This window comes from Streptomyces sp. NPDC017940, from assembly GCF_044328435.1.
In the GTDB taxonomy this organism is placed as follows: domain Bacteria; phylum Actinomycetota; class Actinomycetes; order Streptomycetales; family Streptomycetaceae; genus Streptomyces.
Map to the genome: position 1 here is coordinate 25,653 of NZ_JBIRHJ010000020.1, position 15,392 is coordinate 41,044.

20 protein-coding genes and 1 pseudogene are annotated in these 15,392 nt (G+C 71.3%); 4 read left to right on the forward strand and 17 right to left on the reverse strand.

The genetic code is table 11. The features are described 5' to 3' along the window. Positions 1–10 precede the first annotated feature (10 nt). The 17 genes from ACH4DX_RS35225 to ACH4DX_RS35305 all read right to left on the reverse strand — a co-directional run bounded on the left by ACH4DX_RS35225 (position 11) and on the right by ACH4DX_RS35305 (position 12,175). Positions 11–865, reverse strand: coding sequence for a hypothetical protein (locus ACH4DX_RS35225; protein WP_398119224.1), 855 nt, complete (start codon positions 863–865; stop codon positions 11–13). A 67-nt stretch (positions 866–932) separates the two neighbouring features. Continuing rightward, the gene (locus ACH4DX_RS35230) at positions 933–2,627 is read right to left on the reverse strand and encodes a hypothetical protein (protein ID WP_398119222.1); all 1,695 of its coding nucleotides are present in this window, start codon (positions 2,625–2,627) and stop codon (positions 933–935) included. Positions 2,628–2,900: 273 nt separating this feature from the next. Beyond that, the gene (locus ACH4DX_RS35235) at positions 2,901–3,707 is read right to left on the reverse strand and encodes a hypothetical protein (protein ID WP_398119220.1); all 807 of its coding nucleotides are present in this window, start codon (positions 3,705–3,707) and stop codon (positions 2,901–2,903) included. After that, a complete protein-coding gene (locus ACH4DX_RS35240; protein WP_398119219.1) occupies positions 3,704–4,588 on the reverse strand; it encodes a hypothetical protein in 885 nt (294 codons plus the stop codon). Before ACH4DX_RS35240 ends, ACH4DX_RS35235 begins: the two co-directional genes overlap by 4 nt. A 196-nt stretch (positions 4,589–4,784) precedes the next feature. Further along, positions 4,785–5,456 (reverse strand): hypothetical protein, encoded by a 672-nt coding sequence (locus ACH4DX_RS35245; RefSeq protein ID WP_398119217.1) that lies wholly within the window; start codon positions 5,454–5,456, stop codon positions 4,785–4,787. 83 nt (positions 5,457–5,539) lie between these two features. Next, positions 5,540–6,034, reverse strand: coding sequence for a single-stranded DNA-binding protein (locus ACH4DX_RS35250; RefSeq protein ID WP_398158114.1), 495 nt, complete (start codon positions 6,032–6,034; stop codon positions 5,540–5,542). After that, entirely contained in the window at positions 6,034–6,558 is a 525-nt protein-coding gene (locus ACH4DX_RS35255; protein WP_398119214.1) for an HNH endonuclease signature motif containing protein, read from the reverse strand. Before ACH4DX_RS35255 ends, ACH4DX_RS35250 begins: the two co-directional genes overlap by 1 nt. Before the next feature lie 133 nt (positions 6,559–6,691). Continuing rightward, positions 6,692–6,871, reverse strand: coding sequence for a hypothetical protein (locus ACH4DX_RS35260; RefSeq protein WP_398158115.1), 180 nt, complete (start codon positions 6,869–6,871; stop codon positions 6,692–6,694). After that, complete coding sequence (locus tag ACH4DX_RS35265; protein ID WP_398158116.1) at positions 6,868–7,428, reverse strand: hypothetical protein; 561 nt, start codon at positions 7,426–7,428, stop codon at positions 6,868–6,870. The genes ACH4DX_RS35260 and ACH4DX_RS35265 overlap by 4 nt, the downstream gene beginning before the upstream one ends. After that, positions 7,425–8,144 carry a cell surface glycoprotein gene (locus tag ACH4DX_RS35270; RefSeq protein ID WP_398158117.1) on the reverse strand — a complete coding sequence of 240 codons (720 nt, stop codon included), beginning with the start codon at positions 8,142–8,144 and terminating at the stop codon, positions 7,425–7,427. Before ACH4DX_RS35270 ends, ACH4DX_RS35265 begins: the two co-directional genes overlap by 4 nt. Then, the gene (locus tag ACH4DX_RS35275) at positions 8,141–8,527 is read right to left on the reverse strand and encodes a hypothetical protein (RefSeq protein ID WP_398158118.1); all 387 of its coding nucleotides are present in this window, start codon (positions 8,525–8,527) and stop codon (positions 8,141–8,143) included. Before ACH4DX_RS35275 ends, ACH4DX_RS35270 begins: the two co-directional genes overlap by 4 nt. A gap of 583 nt (positions 8,528–9,110) precedes the next feature. Next, positions 9,111–9,719 (reverse strand): hypothetical protein, encoded by a 609-nt coding sequence (locus ACH4DX_RS35280; RefSeq protein WP_398158119.1) that lies wholly within the window; start codon positions 9,717–9,719, stop codon positions 9,111–9,113. Beyond that, the gene (locus ACH4DX_RS35285; protein WP_398158120.1) at positions 9,716–10,969 is read right to left on the reverse strand and encodes a recombinase RecT; all 1,254 of its coding nucleotides are present in this window, start codon (positions 10,967–10,969) and stop codon (positions 9,716–9,718) included. The genes ACH4DX_RS35280 and ACH4DX_RS35285 overlap by 4 nt, the downstream gene beginning before the upstream one ends. Then, entirely contained in the window at positions 10,966–11,346 is a 381-nt protein-coding gene (locus ACH4DX_RS35290) for a hypothetical protein (protein WP_398158121.1), read from the reverse strand. The genes ACH4DX_RS35285 and ACH4DX_RS35290 overlap by 4 nt, the downstream gene beginning before the upstream one ends. Further along, positions 11,343–11,717: a hypothetical protein gene (locus ACH4DX_RS35295; RefSeq protein ID WP_398158122.1), complete on the reverse strand. Its 375-nt coding sequence runs from the start codon at positions 11,715–11,717 to the stop codon at positions 11,343–11,345. The genes ACH4DX_RS35290 and ACH4DX_RS35295 overlap by 4 nt, the downstream gene beginning before the upstream one ends. Before the next feature lie 66 nt (positions 11,718–11,783). Next, positions 11,784–11,978, reverse strand: coding sequence for a hypothetical protein (locus tag ACH4DX_RS35300; RefSeq protein ID WP_398158123.1), 195 nt, complete (start codon positions 11,976–11,978; stop codon positions 11,784–11,786). Further along, on the reverse strand, positions 11,975–12,175 hold the full coding sequence (locus ACH4DX_RS35305) for an XRE family transcriptional regulator (RefSeq protein ID WP_398158124.1): 201 nt from the start codon (positions 12,173–12,175) through the stop codon (positions 11,975–11,977). The genes ACH4DX_RS35300 and ACH4DX_RS35305 overlap by 4 nt, the downstream gene beginning before the upstream one ends. Positions 12,176–12,461: 286 nt before the next feature. On the opposite strand from ACH4DX_RS35305, the gene ACH4DX_RS35310 reads away from it, so the two are divergent. The 4 genes and pseudogenes from ACH4DX_RS35310 to ACH4DX_RS35325 form a co-directional block, all read left to right on the forward strand. After that, a complete protein-coding gene (locus tag ACH4DX_RS35310) occupies positions 12,462–12,923 on the forward strand; it encodes an XRE family transcriptional regulator (RefSeq protein ID WP_398158125.1) in 462 nt (153 codons plus the stop codon). A 26-nt stretch (positions 12,924–12,949) separates the two neighbouring features. Further along, the gene (locus tag ACH4DX_RS35315) at positions 12,950–13,357 is read left to right on the forward strand and encodes a hypothetical protein (RefSeq protein ID WP_398119196.1); all 408 of its coding nucleotides are present in this window, start codon (positions 12,950–12,952) and stop codon (positions 13,355–13,357) included. Then, a complete protein-coding gene (locus tag ACH4DX_RS35320) occupies positions 13,354–15,096 on the forward strand; it encodes a recombinase family protein (RefSeq protein WP_398158126.1) in 1,743 nt (580 codons plus the stop codon). Before ACH4DX_RS35315 ends, ACH4DX_RS35320 begins: the two co-directional genes overlap by 4 nt. 73 nt (positions 15,097–15,169) lie before the next feature. After that, positions 15,170–15,392: pseudogene (locus ACH4DX_RS35325) on the forward strand (fatty acid--CoA ligase); the annotation flags it as partial.

Consider the following 15,392-nt stretch of genomic DNA (forward strand, 5'->3'; position numbering starts at 1 on the left):
GTGTGGTGGGTTACTGCTCGTCCGGGGTGCGCTCGTACCGGAAGAGGGCCGCATCGTCGGGGCCCTGCTCGCCCTCCCAGATCAGGACGCGGGCCCTGTGCTGCGCGGGCCTATGTCCGCCGTTTTCGATGATGGACTCGGCGAGGTGGGCCTCGCTTCCCTTCGGGCCGGTGTCGGTCCCGTTCTCCCAGGATCGCCAGCCTTCGCCGCCGGGGCCGTTGAACAGGTCGAGGCGCCAGTCGAAGAGCACGTGTCCCGCGGGGACCTTGCGTGATGCCTCGGCGCGATACGCGGCGGCGCGGTTGTGCTCGAACTCCTCCATAACGAGCAGCATGTCGCGCCGCCAACGGTCCATCGGGGGCGAGTCGCCCTCGGCCGGTCGCTCGCGCAACACGCGGTAGACGTACGACGTCGTAAGGTCAATCAGGCGAGCGATGTCCGGCGCCTTGATGCCCGCGTCACCGGCCATTCTGATCATGTGGGGCGTCTTCTCGACGGCCTTCTCGCCCGCCTTGCGTGTGTCGGCGATCTGCGCGAGGGCGAGCGCGTGCGGTTGTTGCTGCGCGGGGAAGCGCGCTTGGATGACGGCCTCGCGCTCGGCGAGACGCTGGGCCGCACGTCCGCGGCGCATGCTGCGTACGACCTCGCCGGATGACCATGTGCGGGGCTCGTGCTTGGCGATGGTGCCGAGCAGGTCGAGCGCGAGGGCGGCGAGCTGTGGGCGCTCGTCGAGCAGATCGGCGAGGGCGGCCCGGGTGGCGTCCGGGTCCGGCGTGGGGGTCGCGTCGAGGCCGCGGTCGTGTGCCACACGCATGGCGTCGGCCTGCTGCTCCTCAAACGTCTTCGGTGGGTGGTCGTTGTCCATGCTGAGGGGCTCCTGTCGGTTCGGGGCAGGGCCCGCCCTCGGTGAGGGCGGGCCGGTCGGGTGGTGGTCAGTCGGTCGACGGCCGGTGCGCAAACACGCACTGACTCGATCGGAGCATCTTCTCGACGGCCCACCCGCGGCGCTTCAGTCGGTCGGCGAGGCAGTCGAGGGCAGGCCCGTGCGGCATCTGGTCGCGTTGGATGATCCGCCCGCCTTCGAGCCAGTAGACGGCGACGCGACCATGCGTGCGGGGGTTGATCAGGTACCCGCGTACGTGCTGTTCGTCCTCGGTCGGTTCGGTCACGTCATGGTGGTCGGTCATAGTGGCGACGGCGAGGCCGTCGAGGGCGGCGCGGGCGGCGACCACGTCCGGGTGGTCTGCATCGGCCGGGGTGCTGCCCTGGGCGGTGCCCCCGTGCTGCACGATCACACCCTCGATCACGCGACGCTCGGGCGACTGCTCGGCGGCGCGGACAGCCATCCGGGCAGTGACGGAGCGGGGAGCCGGTACGCCGTGGGCGGCGCACTCCCCAGCGATTTGCTCGTCGGTCGCAACGCGCTCGGCGGCGCGCTTGGCGTCGGCCTTGGCCTTGATGCGGGCGAGGGCGGCGCGCTGCTGCTCGCGGACGGTCGGGGCAGACGCGGTGGCGCGCTCGTCGAACAGGGCGCCCTGTTCGATGGGCCGGTCGACGACGAACAGGGCGTCAGCGGGCGGCTGCTCGCCGATCCATGCGCCTCGCCACGTGCCCTCGGCGGCCTTGGCCCCGGTGACCATGGCGGCGGCCTGCTGCGCCTCAACGTCGGCGAGGGCCTGCTCGGCTTCGGCCTGGCTGTCCTCCCAGTGACCCAACAGGGCCATGACGTCGGGGAGGTACAGGGCGGGACGCATCCCCAGGGCGGGGAACATGACGTGCACCTCGCGTTCGCCGTGGCGGATGTGGGCAGTGACGGCGGCGCGGACGCGGGTGACGGCGTCGGCGGTGGTGTGTCCGCTGTAGGCGAGGGCGTGCAGGTCGTTGCGGGTGAGGGTCGCCTCGGGGCTGCCCTCAACGACGCGGACACGAAAGGCGCCGGTCTGCGGCATCTCGCGGACGACCTGACGGACGGCGGTCAGGGCAAGCTCGTACGCGTTCGCCCCGCGGGAGTCGGCGAGATGCTGGCGACGCTCGGTGCGCTCCTCGGCGGCCCGGGCGGCGTCGCTGCTCGACGGGCGCCGAATCCACGTCCACGGATCAACCAGCGTGCCGGGCGCCGGCGTCGGCTCCTCAGCCGGGGTCGCGGCCTGCTCGACCGTCTCGGCGAGGGCGACCGCAGCGGCAGCGACGGGCGAGGCGGCGGCGAGGGAACGTGCGTAAGCGCGCTTCTCGGCGGCGCGGTCGCACGGGACGCACGGTTGGTGTCCCTTGTTGAACAGGGCGAGCAGGTCGTCGCCGTCGACGTACCCGGAGACCTCGCGGCCACAGAGGGTGTCGTCGTTGTTCGGCGAGTAGTGGACGCGGCGGCCGGTGCCGACGGTGGCGTAGCGGACGCCCGCGCGCTCGGCGAGGGCCGGGCCGTCGACGGCCCGGTCGGCGGCGACCTGCTCGGCCGCGACGCGGTCGCGCTTCGCGGCCTTGGCGCACGTCTGGCACACGCCAGTCACGTACTTCCCTTCGGTGGGGGTGGCCTCGACGGTGCGCCCGCAGTAGCTCGCGGATGTTCCCGGGCGGCGGTAGTGGCCGACGCCGCGGCTACGGGGATTGGCGGGGCGGTACAGGTCCATGGGGGTTGCTCCCGTGGTTGGTGGTGCCGGGTGAGGTCCGGCGGCCGAGTGAGGTTCGGCGTATGCGTCACTGTACGGAGTTCACAACCCAGTACACAAGCGGTGGGGCGGTGCCGATCGAAAGCAACCCGCCTGAAGGTCGGCGGACTTGTACGGGTGTGCCCTACGGTCATCGGCAAGCCACAGAGACGGCAGACCAAACAGATCAGGAACGCCTTATCCGCCCGCCTCGTGCCGGGCGACTCATCCGCGGGAGCTGCCCGGCCCGTCGATTCAGGCTGCGGCCTGCTGCTCTTCAGGTGCAGCCTGAAGAGCCACCCACAGACCGACCAGGTCGGGCCCACGCCACGCGCGGCGTCCTCGCTCGGCGTCGACTGGTGCCAGGCACGTTGGCCCAGTCGAGCAGGTCGCAACAGCCTGCCGGGGGTCGCCCCCGCCGTTGTGCACGGTGATGCGGCCCGTGTGGCAGAACGGGCAGACGTCATCGAGAGTGAGCACGCGCGGGGTGCGGCCGAGGGCTGCCTCGACGCGACGGCGCGCGGTGCGGGCGACGTCGGCTATCTGGTCGACCAGGGTCGCGGAGGTGGTGGCAAACAGGCCGCGGTCGGCCGGGTCGTCTAGGGCGCGTCCTCCCAGCCAAACGGCGGCCCAATGGAGGCCGTACGCACGTGATCCGGCCGTGGCGACGGGGGGCCGGTGGTCTGCGGTCCGATGTTCGGGCAGGCGCCAGAGGCGCGGGTCGCTCGCGTCGCGGGCGGGGAGCTGCACGCGCTCGGCGACGGCGTCGCACATGTCGAACACGTCGCGCTCGGTGTCGAGGGCGGCGTCGAGGGCGCGGAGGTTGGCCGGCGCGGGGTGCTCGCGCAGGATGAGCGGCAGGCGCCCGACGGTGGCCTCGTTGAGGGCCTGGTCGTCCTCGGCGCGGTCGTCGGCGGCGAGTTGGTCGAGGAATCCGCGGCGCTCGTAGGGCATCCATTCGGCGGCCCGCGGGGGCTCGGCGATGGCGGCGAGCAGGTCGCCCCACTGCTCGCGGACGGCGGCGAGGTCGTCGGCGGCGCGCTGGCCGGGGGTGATCGTCACGCGGCTTGCTCCTGGTGCTCGTTGCTGTCGGCGAGGGCCTGCTCGATGCGGGCGGCGTAGATGGCGGCGGCGCCCTGGGGTGATCCGGCGCGCATGCGGGCGGCGAGGGCGCATACGCGCTCGACGGCCTGTACGAGGGGCAGCTCGGCGGCCATGGCGGCGCGGTCGGCCTGGCGGTCGCGGCGGGCGGCGAGCCACGCAATGCGGTATCGGCCTGCCTGGCGCTCGGCCTCGCGGGTGTGCTGCTTCCATCCCTCGGTGCGGCGGCGCTCGGTGGCGAGGGCGATGTCGTGCTCGCGCTGCTGCTCGGCGAGGCGGGCCTCGACGGTGTCGGCGCGGTCGAGCATGCGGCCGTGTATCTGGGCGGCGGCCGGTGAGAGTCCGTCGTGCTCGGCAACGGCGGCGAGGGCGTCGCCGAGGGACTGGGCACCCCGGACGCGCGCGAGGACGGCGAGCACCTGGTCGAGGCGGGCGCGCTGCTCGGCGAGGGCCTGGCGGTGCTGCCTGCGCTCCCCGTACGCCTCGCGGGCGGCCTGGTTGATGCCGTCGTGCATGGCCTCAACGTCGCGGGCGAGGCGGTCGCGCTCGGCCTGGGTACGGGCGAGCTGCTCCTCGCTGGCCTCGGCGCGCTGCTCGGCCTCGACGATCGCAGCGTCGGCGGCCTCGCGGTGCCGGTCGAGGGCTTGTGTCGTACCGGCCATGGCGCGGCGGGTGGCGTCGGCGAGGCGCATCTCTTCGCGTACGTGCTCGGCGAGTAGGGCGCCCTCGACCGGGGACAGGGCGCCTCGCTGCGCACGGGCGAGCAGGACGTCGACGACGGCCCGGCGGTCGTCGCGGTCGCGGGTGCGGCCCTTGGGGGCGCGCTGCTGGGGACGGGTCATGCGTGCTGCTCCTGGGCGTCGTCGAGGGTGGGGTGTCCGGGCGGGGCGGGGCGCGGCTGACGGGAGAGGGCGAGCAGGTCGCCCCCGTGGGTCCGGATGTCGGGCGGCTGCTGCTTGCGTCGGCACCGTGGCCCGTATCCGTCGGGTGAGGGGGCGCGGAGCGGGCGGCGGCACGCCCGACACGTCCGGGTGCCGGTCACGGCTGGGCCTGGCCGTTTGCTGCGTGCTCGGCGAGGGCCTGCTCGTCGTCGAGGCGGTCGGCGTAGGCCCGTACGGCGCGGCGGGCTCCGCTGTATCCGGTGAGCAGACCGCGGGTTGAGCGGTTGAGTCCCCAACGGCTCTGGGTGCTCTCGTGCTCGACCAGGGCGGCGAGGTGCCGGGCGTGCGCGGACAGGATGATGCGGGCGGCGGCGAGGGCCTGCTCGGGGGTGCGCGGTCCGTCGTCGAGCAGGACGTCGCGGAGCGTGGCGAGGGCGGGGTCGCGGTCCGGGGCGTTGAAGTCGAGGGCGGCGCGCACGTCGTCGGCGGTGAGCGCGGGCGGCTCGTTGACGCGGGCGCGCTGCTCGTCGGCGGCTTCGTCGGGGGTGATCGGCTCGTCGCCCTCGGCCTGGGCGGCGGCGTCGAACTGGTCGGCGGCCTGGCGCAGTGCGTAGGCCACGACGGCCTTACTGATGCCGTGTGCGTTGGCCTCCACGCTGATGGAGTCCTCGCCGTTGGTGCCGGTGGCGGGGCGGAGGATGACGGCGGCGAGGGTGTCGCGGCCGTCGACGACGGCGACGCGGGACTCGACGGGCTGCTCGTCGGCGACCAGGTGCTCGGCGACGTGGGCGAGCAGGGCGTCGAGCGAGGCGGGGCGGGCGGTGGTCATGGCGGGGTGCTCCTGTGTCAGTGGTGGGCGTTATCGCGTGCGGGCCCGCGTGTGAGCGGGCCCGCGTCCGGTCGCGGCGAGGGTCAGAACGGGGGCTCGGCGCTGTATCCCTGGTGAGGCTGGGCCTGGTTCCACGGGTCGGCCTGGGGGGCTCCGTATCCCTGCTGGGCGCTCTGCTGGCCGTACCCCTGGGCACGCGGCTGCTGGCCGTTGTGGGCGTTGTTCTTGGTGACTTGGGCGCTGGCGTTCCTGAGCGCGGGCCCGACGTCCTCGGCCTGAATCTCGTACGAGGAGCGGGTCTGTCCGTCCTTCTCGTACTGGCGTTGTGCGAGGCGTCCAACGACGATCACGCGGTCGCCGCGGCGGATCGTTTCGGCGACGTTCTCGGCCTGCTGGCGCCAGACGGAGACACCGAGAAAAAGGGGGTTTCCGTCCTTCCATTCGTTCGTGGTGCGGTCGAATGTGCGGGGGGTGCTGGCCACGCGAAACTTCGCGACGGCGGCGCCGGACGGGGTGAATCGCAACTCGGGGTCGGCAACGACGTTTCCGACGACGGTGATCGGGGTCTCTCCGGCCATTACGCGGCGGTCCTCTCGGGGGTGACGCGGGTGGGAAGCGTGGCGAGGGGGGCGAGCTGGGGCTCGCGGGTGCGTCGGGCGCGGTTGCGGGCGCATGTGCGGCACTTGCGCATGCCGTTGGGGTGGGACGGGGGGTAGCTGACGCGGACGTTGGCTGGGTCGGTGAGGTCGTGGCCGTTCACGCATCGGGTGCGGCGGGCGTTGATGGCCGAGGGGCCGGTCGAGCGCAGGACGTTGGTGCGGTGGTCGACGGGGTCGAGGTGGTCGTCGGCGACGCATCGGCGGATGGTGCACAGGTGGTCGAGTTCGAGGCCGGCCGGTATGGGCCCGCGGGTCTGTTCGTAGGCCCATCGGTGGGCGGGGACGACGCGGCCCTCGACCCAGAAGCGGCCGTATCCGTCGCGGTCGAGGCTGCTCTCGGGCCACATCAGGCAAGGCGTGGCAGGGGTGCCGGGACCGGCGGGGACGGGTCCGGGGGTGGTCTTGGCGGTGAACCGCTCGGCTGGTGTGGTGGTGCGAGCCATCGGGACGTGCCTCCGGGGGAAGTGCGGCGGCCAAAGGAGCTTGCTGTCGAGATCGCTAGCTGCCTGTCAAGATAGCAAGCTAGCAGTCAGGGGGGCGCCTTGTCGTGGGGGATGCGCCCCCCTGGGCTGCGGGTCAGGTTGCGGGTTTCTTGAGCTGCCTGGGCTGTTCGGGACGGTCCAGTGGGGCCAGCGTCCACCCGTGATCGTGCAGGTCGACGGCGATCCGGGCGACGAGTGCCGCGGGCTGGGTGAGGTGCTCGTGCTGGGCGGCCTCGACGGTGGCCAGGATGACGGCGAGTGCGGCAGGGATCATCGCTGGGCCCCGGTGATGTGCCGGGCGCGCCGCCGGTTCTCGGGCCGGACGTCGGCGGGCGGGCTCATCAGGGCGCGGGCGTCGCGGCGGGCTTCGGCCGCAAGGCGCCTGCGGCGGGCCTCGGCCTCGGCCTGTTCGCGCGCGGCCTGCTCGGCAGTCCGGCGCTCGGCCTCGGCGCGGACGTTCATCCGCGCAAGCCACGTCCGGTTCCGGTCGTGCTCCTCGGGTCGGTAGCTGGCGGGGGCTGGGGGGAGCGCGGCGGCGGCGAGTTGCTGCTCGGCGGCGCGTTCGGCGCGCAGGGCGGCTCCGTCGGCCTCGCGGAGCGTGCGCCACCGGTCCCACCCCTGGTGTTCCTGGAAGATCACATACGCCCCCTTGTCGACCAAGTCGCGGAACACCTTGCGTGCGCGCTTGCGGTCCGATGTGCGGATGATGGCCGGGTCGTCTGGCCGGTGGTCCCAACTGGCCTCGATCCGGTAGGCGTTCACGTTGTGTGTCCTGTCGCCGGTGGCGGGCTTGCGGCGGTGGGTGCGGGTCTGCTTCGGGGTCGGGCTCATGCTGCGCTCTCCTGCTCGTTGCGGCGGGCGTAGTGGGCGTGTGCGTCCTCGATGCGGCACGGGTGCGGTGTCTTCTTGGCGCGGTGGCCGACGGCGTGGGTCTGGGGGTTGATGCGGCGGGCCCGGCACGGTTTGCCCCGGGGGGCGGCGCACCACGTGCATGCCACGTCGAGCGCGTCGGGCAGGCCTGCGGCGGCCAGCCGTTCGCGGGCGGCGCGCTCTGGCCGGTGGGCGGCGAGGGCCTGGGCAGCGGTGCGGGGCAGGTAGGTCCCCAGCTCGGCGAGTCGGCGCTCAACGGCTGCGGCGGCGGGACCTGCGGTGATGGCACGGAGTGTGACGGGTGCCCTTTGGCCGGTGGCGATGGCGGCGCGCTCGGCACGCAGGGCCGCGACAAAGGCATTGCCGGTCTCGTCGTCCGGGCTGATCTCGGGGTGCGCGGTGGGCTCGAACGTGCCCATGTGTCGGCGCAACTGTTCCGCCTTGTGGGCGTGCCAGGGGCGGGAGATGTCGGACGGCTGGATGCGGTAGGGGACGCGGGCTATGTAGTCACGGGCCACGCGGGCGGCGTCCCATCGGTGGGCGGTGGCGGGCACGTCGTCGAGCAGGTCGCACCACTGGGCGAGCCGCTCGGCGGCGGCGGCCTGGTCCTCGACGGCGAGCCGGGGGTCGAGGCGGGCGATGTAGGCGAGTAGGGCGGCAACTTCTCGGGGGGTCACGGGTGGGCCTCCATGGCAGCGAGGGCGGCGGCGAGGTGGTCGGCGGACTGGGCGACGCGCCCGCGGGGTTGGGCGCGGTTGCGGGGGATCACGTTCGAGGCGGCGGCGGGGACGGTGCCGGGCGCGGGAGCGGGCGCGAGGGACTGCCACGCGCGCAGGAAGTAGCGGGCGTGGGAGACACCGCGGCGGTTGCGGGCGGCGGCCTGCACGGCGGCGGTGGCGAGCATGTCGAGGCCCGAACGTTTCACCAGGGCATCGACGACGAACCACTCGGCCGGGGCGAGGGTCCACGCGACCAGGACCCCGGCGGCGGTGATCCGGTCGACCAGGGGGCGGGCGAAGTCCGGGATCACTGCCACCTCGTCGCGCCCGCGCTCCCTCACTCCTTCACCCACTCCCTCTATGGGTGGGTGAAGGGGGCCGGAATCCGGTCCCAAAAGGGGCCGGGATTCGGCCCGGTAGGCGGTAGGCGGGGTATCGGCGGGGGGACTGGACTCCGGCCCGGTAAGGGGGCCGGGATTCGGCCCGGTAGCCGGTAGGGGACCGGATTCCGGCCCGGGGGTCATCCTGGCTTCGGTGCCGGATTCCGGCCCGGTAGCGCGGTGGTTCCGGACGTATCCGACGGCTCCGGGGATCTTGTAGCGGGTCGCACGGCTGCCTTTGGCAGGCTCGTCCTCGACCAGTTCGCCACTGGCGAGGGCAGCGTCGACGGCGGCCCGCGCAGTCGAGCGGGACGCGGCCAGACGGCGCATGAACTCGGCCGTGCCCATACGCGTGGTGGCCTCCGGGCCGGTCGTGGCGTCGGCGACGGCAAGCAGGACCAGGCGGGCATTCCCGCGCGAGGTCGCGCGGGTCCACACCCAATCCATGGCGTCGAGGGTCACGAGGGGTCGCTCCTGTGGGGCAAGAAGGGGCGCCCGGAGCGAGGGCGCGGTTGTCTCCTCGCCCCGGGGCCGTTCACGGGGGTCACGCGTCGGCGGGTGCGGCCTCGATGGCGAGCGGCGTATCGAGGTCCAGCGCCCCGGACTCGACCGCGTCGGCGACCAGGGCGCGGCCGTCGAGCGGCTGCCGCTTAGAGGGACGGGTGAAGGTCCACCGGTAGTAGCGGCTGCGGACGGGCTTGACCATGACGCCGGGCACGTCGTGTACTTCGCCCGACTCAGGGTCGGCGAACTGCGGTGTGCCTGCGGCATCCACGGCGGCGAGGACAGCCGCGGCGAACGCGTCGTCGACGATGGTCTCGGCACGGGCCGGGACGATCCGGTAATCCCAGTGGTCGGGAAAGTGGTCGCGCACCCACGCGGCGAATGCCTCGCGGTCGATCACCTGTGCTGCCGCTTCGCCCCCGACGCGGGTCACGCTGGCGAACTTCGTATCGTCGTCGAGGGTCACGTCAGCCTTCACGCTGCGGGTCGCCTGGTACTGCTGGTCGAGCAGCTTCGCGGCCTCGCGGTTGACGTCGTCGTACAGCTCTTCGGCCTGGTCGAGGCGGGCCCGCATCGCCTGACGGCGGCGCAGGACGGCGGCGAGGTACGCCGGGTCGGGGGCCTCGACCTTCTTCTCGACGGCGGTCACTGAGCACCCCCGGCGGCCTCGATCTTGCCGCGGAACTGGTCGAGCTGGGCGGCAGTCGCCTGCTCGACCGGCAGGCCATAGACGCGCTCGAAATCGGCGTCGAGGGTGGCGAGGTTGGCGCGGCTCGCGGCGAGCCTGAGCCGGTTCTCGGCCTCGGCGGCGGCCTCCTCCGCGGTGACCACGTTGGCGGGTACGGGGGCCTCGGCGGCGACCGCGTCCGATATCGAGTGCGGCGCCGGTCCGGCCGGCGTGACCTGCTCGTCGGGCGCCGTGCGCTTCTCGGCCCCAGCGTCCTGCTGCCTGGCGCCCGGCTTGGTGGCGCCGATGGCCGCGAGGCGGGCGAGGTGGTGGGGGTGCGCGCCCCGCTCCTGGGCCGCGGTGTGCAGAGCACGCACAGGGCCGACCGACTCGGCGGCGTGCGCGTCGCGGATCTCGGCGAGGCACGTCATGTAGTCCGCGGGGGCGCCGTTCGCTTCGGCGTCGGCGAGGATCACGGCGAGCTGGTCGGCTTCGGCGGTGGCGGCGGCCTCGACGAGGTAGTCACGCTGAGGCGCGGGCGGCGGCCCGTTCGGCGTCGACCGCACGACGGTCACGCCAGCTTGTACGGGCGGGGCGTCGGCCCGCTCGGCGACGACGGGGTTTCCCTCCTGGTCGACGACGGCGCCAAGTTCCTCGGGCGTGTAGATGGCGCCGTGCAGCACTTCGGGGCACGCGGTGCGCACGGCCTCGGCGATGGCACGGGCCCGCAGCATGGCGCGCGGAAAGCGTTCCCACGGCTGCGGCTGGCCCTTCTGGTCACGGGCGTACGGGCGGCCCTCGCGCAGCGTGCACAGGCCAGCGGTCACCGCGTCATCGAGCGTCCACTCGATGACGGTCTCGTCGTCCGGGTCGTCGTGGCGCATGATCCGCACCTCGCACCGCGTGCGCTCGGACTTGATGCGCACGCGGTGCCCGGCGGTGCGGGCGCGGCCGAGCATCAGGTCGGCGGACTGGCACGGCTTGCCCTTGATCACGTGAATGGTCGTGATCGTGGTCACGACGTCGAGGCCGAGAGCGCGGCCGTACTCCATCGCCCACAACACGCTCGCGGGCTGCTTGCGGTAGGCGTCAGGCAGAAGCGGGGTGCTGGCCAGGGACTCGCAGAACTGCCACGCCTCGTACGGGCTCATGTGGGAGAGGGACAGGGCGCCGCCGCGGGCCGGGGTGACGGCGGCCGGGGCATGGGCGGTGGGCAGGGTGGTCACGGTCACGGGCGGGCGTTCCTGTTCTGTGCGGTGCGGTGGCGGATGTGGGCGGCGGCCCGGGTGATGCGTCCGGCGAGGCTGATCGCGTCGTCGGGGGCGAGCAGGGGATCGAGCGTGACGGCGGCCGGGCAGTCGTCGAGCAGGGCCTCGCGGGTGGCGTCGGCCTCGGCTGCACGCACGGCGCGGCCGTAGTCGGTGGCGTCGTCGCTGCACAGCGCGAAGTCGAGGGCGACGACGCTCGCGGCATGGGCGGCGAGCAGGCGGCCAACGTCCTCGGGGGCCTGGGCGTAGGCGAGGGCGAGTTCGTCGAGCAGAGGGTCGACGTGCTCGGCGAGCGGCAGGCGGACGGTGTTCCCGTCGGTGCTGAGCTGGGGCCGGATCACGGGTGCAGCTCCTCGGGCATGGTCGGCTCGTCGACGGCGAGGGCGCCCGTGAGGGCGTCGTAGACCTGCGGGCGTCTCCAGTCGGCGGCGGGGAACATCCGGCGCAACAGACCGTGGGCGGCACGGTGCGCGGCCCGGTCGGCGGTGACGGGGAGGCCGAGGGCGTCGTCGAGGGCGACGGCCGTTGCGAGGCGCTGATCGCCGTCCTGGTCGGTGGACACGGGGACGGTGCGCACGCGGACGGTGCCGGGTGCGATCTGGTCGAGCTGCCGAGCGAGCACGGCGCGGCGGAGGAGGTCCTTACGGGCGCGTTGGGCGCCTTGTACGGCCTTGGCGGCGCGGAGTCGGCGGGTAGCCTGCGGGGTGTTCACGATTGGTCCTCTCGGGGGCCGGTCGAGAGGGGCCGTCCGGGTCGCATCCGGGCGGCCCTTCGGCGTTCAGGCAGCGGCGCGGTGCTCGACGGCGGGCGCCCGCTCGGCGCGCTGCTGTCGTTCGAGGCGGCGCAAGACGAGTTCGATCTCGGGGGACAGGCGCCCGGCGGCACGGTCACGAGCGATTCGCAAGCGGGCGCGGTCGAGGACGGCTCGGGCATTGGTATAGGCCTGCTCGCGCGTGATGACTTCGCCAGTCATACGGCGGCCCCGGCTTCGGCGGGGGTGTAGAGGCTCGACGCGGAGATGCCGACGGCCTCGGCGACGCGGTCGGCGTGGTCGCCCCGGGGGGCGCCTACGCCTTTCCAGATCCGCCATGCGGTGGGCCCGGACAGGCCCGCAGCACGGGCCAGAGCCGAGGGGTTGTGGATGTCGCGCATGTGGGCTGCGGAGTGCAAGACGGCACGGTCATATGCCAACGGAACATGTCCTTTCGATCTCGACAGTTGTCTGTCGAGATCGAAAGTAACAGCTTGCTTTCAAGATTGAAAGCAAGGAGACGGTTACTGATCATGAATGCGCGTTGACACCTGGTGATCGGCCATACAAGAATCGGTCAGACGTGCGAGCCAGAAACGGCGGTTTCACGTCAAACCTGTACGCCAAAGGAGGGCGATGTGGGACAAAATGGTGTGTCTGAAACCTGGCGTGCTCATTCAAACGGGCGCGCGCTACATTTCAACCATGAAAGAAAGCAAGCGCCGTACAACCCCCAAGCCCCCTCATGCGTCACCTGACCCTGCCAACTTCGGCAGTTGGCTAGCCGGACGGCTAGGCACCCTCGGCTTCGACGTCTCCGGCCCCCGCAGCGGCGGACGCGCCCGATTCGCCGCCAAGAGCGGACTCAGCCCCTCAGCCGTGACCCGCTTCCTCAAGAGCGAGCTACCCACCGACACCCGCACCCTGCGGACCCTGGCCGAGGCCATCGACGTGCCTTACGCCGAAGTCCTGGTCCGCGCCGGCGTCATCACCGCCAACGAACTCGCCGCCGTCCAGCGACCCACCACCACACGCCACATCACACCTGACCAAGCCGCCGACGAACTCGGCATCGACGACCCGGTCGAACGCAAAGTCTTCGTGAACATGGCACAGACCTTGAGCCGCACCGCACCAGAAGAAGGCGAGCAGCAACTCGCCGACTGAACGATCAGCACGGAGGACACCCGAACATGGCCCCGCTCGCAAGACGCCTGTACTTCCCGTCGTTCGCCACCGCTGCATTTGGCGCAGCCCTGGCAACCTCCGGGGTCCTCCGAAATCACTACGCCTGGTCCAGCTACGGAATGCTCATCCTGGTCGCCGCCGTCCCCGCCATTTGCTACTGCCTCACGCACCGCGCCACACAGGCCAACGACGAGCGACTCGCCGAAACACACCGCGCCGGGTACCGGCTCGCGCTACACCACGTCTCCATGGGACTCCTCGAACCACCGAGCGCACCGCCGGACGGGGGCGAGGGCGTCGAGGAGGACGACGCGCAAAAACTCTCCACCACCAAATCCGTCATCCTCCCCGACAACGTGCGGCCAATCCGGTCGCACGACGACGAAATGGAAAACGACAGGAAAGCCGTATGACACCAGCGGAAACACCCGCAACCCTCCACGGCCCATACCTCAAACCGCGAGACCTCTGGGTCGGATACATCAGAGTATCGACCTGGAAAGAGGAGAAGATATCCCCCGAACTCCAACGGACAGCCATCCTTGATTGGGCACGCCGCAACCACGCAGAAATCAGCGTGTGGATAGAAGACCTCGACACCACCGGCCGCAACTTCAAACGCAAGATCATGCGAGCCATCGAGATCGTCGAAAAGGGCAAAGAACGCGGCATCGCCCTATGGCGATACAGCCGCTTCGGACGCGACCGCGCCGGGAACGCCATCAACCTCGCCCGTGTCGAGAGCGTCGGCGGCCAACTCGCAAGCGCAACAGAGCCAGTCGACGCCAGCACAGCCATCGGCCGATTCCAACGCGGCATGATCCTTGAGTTCGCAGCGTTCGAGTCCGACCGCATCGGCGAAGCATGGGCCGAGACCCACCAACACCGCCGCAGCGTCGGCCTACCGGCCACCGGCAGACCGCGGTTCGGTTACATATGGCATCGCCGCTGGAACCCACGCACCGAACAACTGCAAGAGGAAAAGTACGAACTAGACCGCAAAGTGGCACCAGACGTCGCTGAGCTATACCGGCGCTACTGTGACAGCAACAGCGACGGATTCCTCACCCTGTGCACGTGGCTCAACAACCACGGACACCGCACCACCCGCGGAAACCTCTGGCAAACCCCAACCCTCACCCGCTACATGGACAGCGGATTCGCCGCAGGCCTCCTTCGCGTCCACGACGACCAGTGCCCCTGCAAAGGCGGTCGAAACACCAAAGGAATATGCCGAAACTATCACCTAGTCCAAGGCGCCCACAAAGAAGCTGTCGACTTCGACCTCTGGCAGCTCTACCGCCAAAGACGCAAAGAAATCCAGGAAACCCCGCCCCGCTCCCGAAACACCCTCTACATGCTCACCGGACTCACACGACACGCGCACTGCCACGGCGGAACCAGCATGACAAGCGCCCGCCACACCACCACCGGCGGCGAACGCGTCAACCTCCCCGGTTACGCCTACAGGTGCACGCGCCGCGCACAGGCCGGCCCCCAGTCCTGTGAGGGAATCTGGGTACCCCGCACCCAAGTCGAGAAAGACGTCGAGAAATGGCTCGTGAAGGAGGCCGCCCCCGGAATCGACCACGCCCCAGCGACAAAATCCGAAGAACCACGAATCGACGAGCGCGCACAAGCTCACGCGGCACGGGCCCGACTCCAGGCCGAACACGAGCAGATCGAGACTGCGCTCACCAACCTCATTACAGACAACGCGCGCAACCCCAAGAAATACCCGGCAGGAGCGTTCGAGCGGGCACGCGACGGATTCCTCGCACAGCAGGAGAGCGTCACCCGCGACATGGAGCAACTAACCGCCGTCGCGGAAACTCCGCACCGCGCTGACTTCGAGCTGCTGGTCGTCGGCCTCGCCCAGGAGTGGAAGACCCTCAACACCAGAGAACAAAACGCCATGCTCAAACAGATCGTGCGCCGCGTCGCTCTCGTCCGGCGCAAGGACGAGCATGGGCAGCCCATCCCCGGGGCGGAAGGTGTGGAGACCTGGGTACAAGCCCTGTGGGAGCCGGACCCGTGGACCCCGGCGCACATCTGCCGAGGGAGCCTCGGAACCCGCCCCGCGGCTGAGTGGGCGGCAGACGCTCTGTGGTCGCGCCCGGGTGAACCGATGCGAGAAATCCCTCGTAGGTAGTGACATACCGCTGGGTATGCCCTCACAATCGCGGCACGGAGCTACCGCCGCGTAACCCAATGGGAGGCCCCCGGTGTACAGCACGATGCAAGAGGTTCCGCTCACCATCCCGCGAATCCTTGAGCACGGCCGCACGGTACACGGCACATCGCAGGTCACCACATGGACCGGCGATGCCGAACCCCGGCGCCGTAGCTTCGCGGAGATCGGCAACCGCGCCGCCCAGCTCGCCCACGCACTGCGAGACGATCTCGGAGTCCGCGAGGGAGATGTTTTGGGAACGTTCATGTGGAACA

Bases quoted from the DNA above. Each gene is read 5' to 3' on its own strand.
- ACH4DX_RS35225 (WP_398119224.1), bottom strand. From the start codon at position 865: ATGGACAACGACCACCCACCGAAGACGTTTGAGGAGCAGCAGGCCGAC.
- ACH4DX_RS35230 (WP_398119222.1), bottom strand. From the start codon at position 2,627: ATGGACCTGTACCGCCCCGCCAATCCCCGTAGCCGCGGCGTCGGCCAC.
- ACH4DX_RS35240 (WP_398119219.1), bottom strand. From the start codon at position 4,588: ATGACCCGTCCCCAGCAGCGCGCCCCCAAGGGCCGCACCCGCGACCGC.
- ACH4DX_RS35245 (WP_398119217.1), bottom strand. From the start codon at position 5,456: ATGACCACCGCCCGCCCCGCCTCGCTCGACGCCCTGCTCGCCCACGTC.
- ACH4DX_RS35250 (WP_398158114.1), bottom strand. From the start codon at position 6,034: ATGGCCGGAGAGACCCCGATCACCGTCGTCGGAAACGTCGTTGCCGAC.
- ACH4DX_RS35255 (WP_398119214.1), bottom strand. From the start codon at position 6,558: ATGGCTCGCACCACCACACCAGCCGAGCGGTTCACCGCCAAGACCACC.
- ACH4DX_RS35260 (WP_398158115.1), bottom strand. From the start codon at position 6,871: ATGATCCCTGCCGCACTCGCCGTCATCCTGGCCACCGTCGAGGCCGCC.
- ACH4DX_RS35265 (WP_398158116.1), bottom strand. From the start codon at position 7,428: ATGAGCCCGACCCCGAAGCAGACCCGCACCCACCGCCGCAAGCCCGCC.
- ACH4DX_RS35300 (WP_398158123.1), bottom strand. From the start codon at position 11,978: ATGACTGGCGAAGTCATCACGCGCGAGCAGGCCTATACCAATGCCCGA.
- ACH4DX_RS35310 (WP_398158125.1), top strand. From the start codon at position 12,462: ATGAAAGAAAGCAAGCGCCGTACAACCCCCAAGCCCCCTCATGCGTCA.
- ACH4DX_RS35315 (WP_398119196.1), top strand. From the start codon at position 12,950: ATGGCCCCGCTCGCAAGACGCCTGTACTTCCCGTCGTTCGCCACCGCT.
- ACH4DX_RS35320 (WP_398158126.1), top strand. From the start codon at position 13,354: ATGACACCAGCGGAAACACCCGCAACCCTCCACGGCCCATACCTCAAA.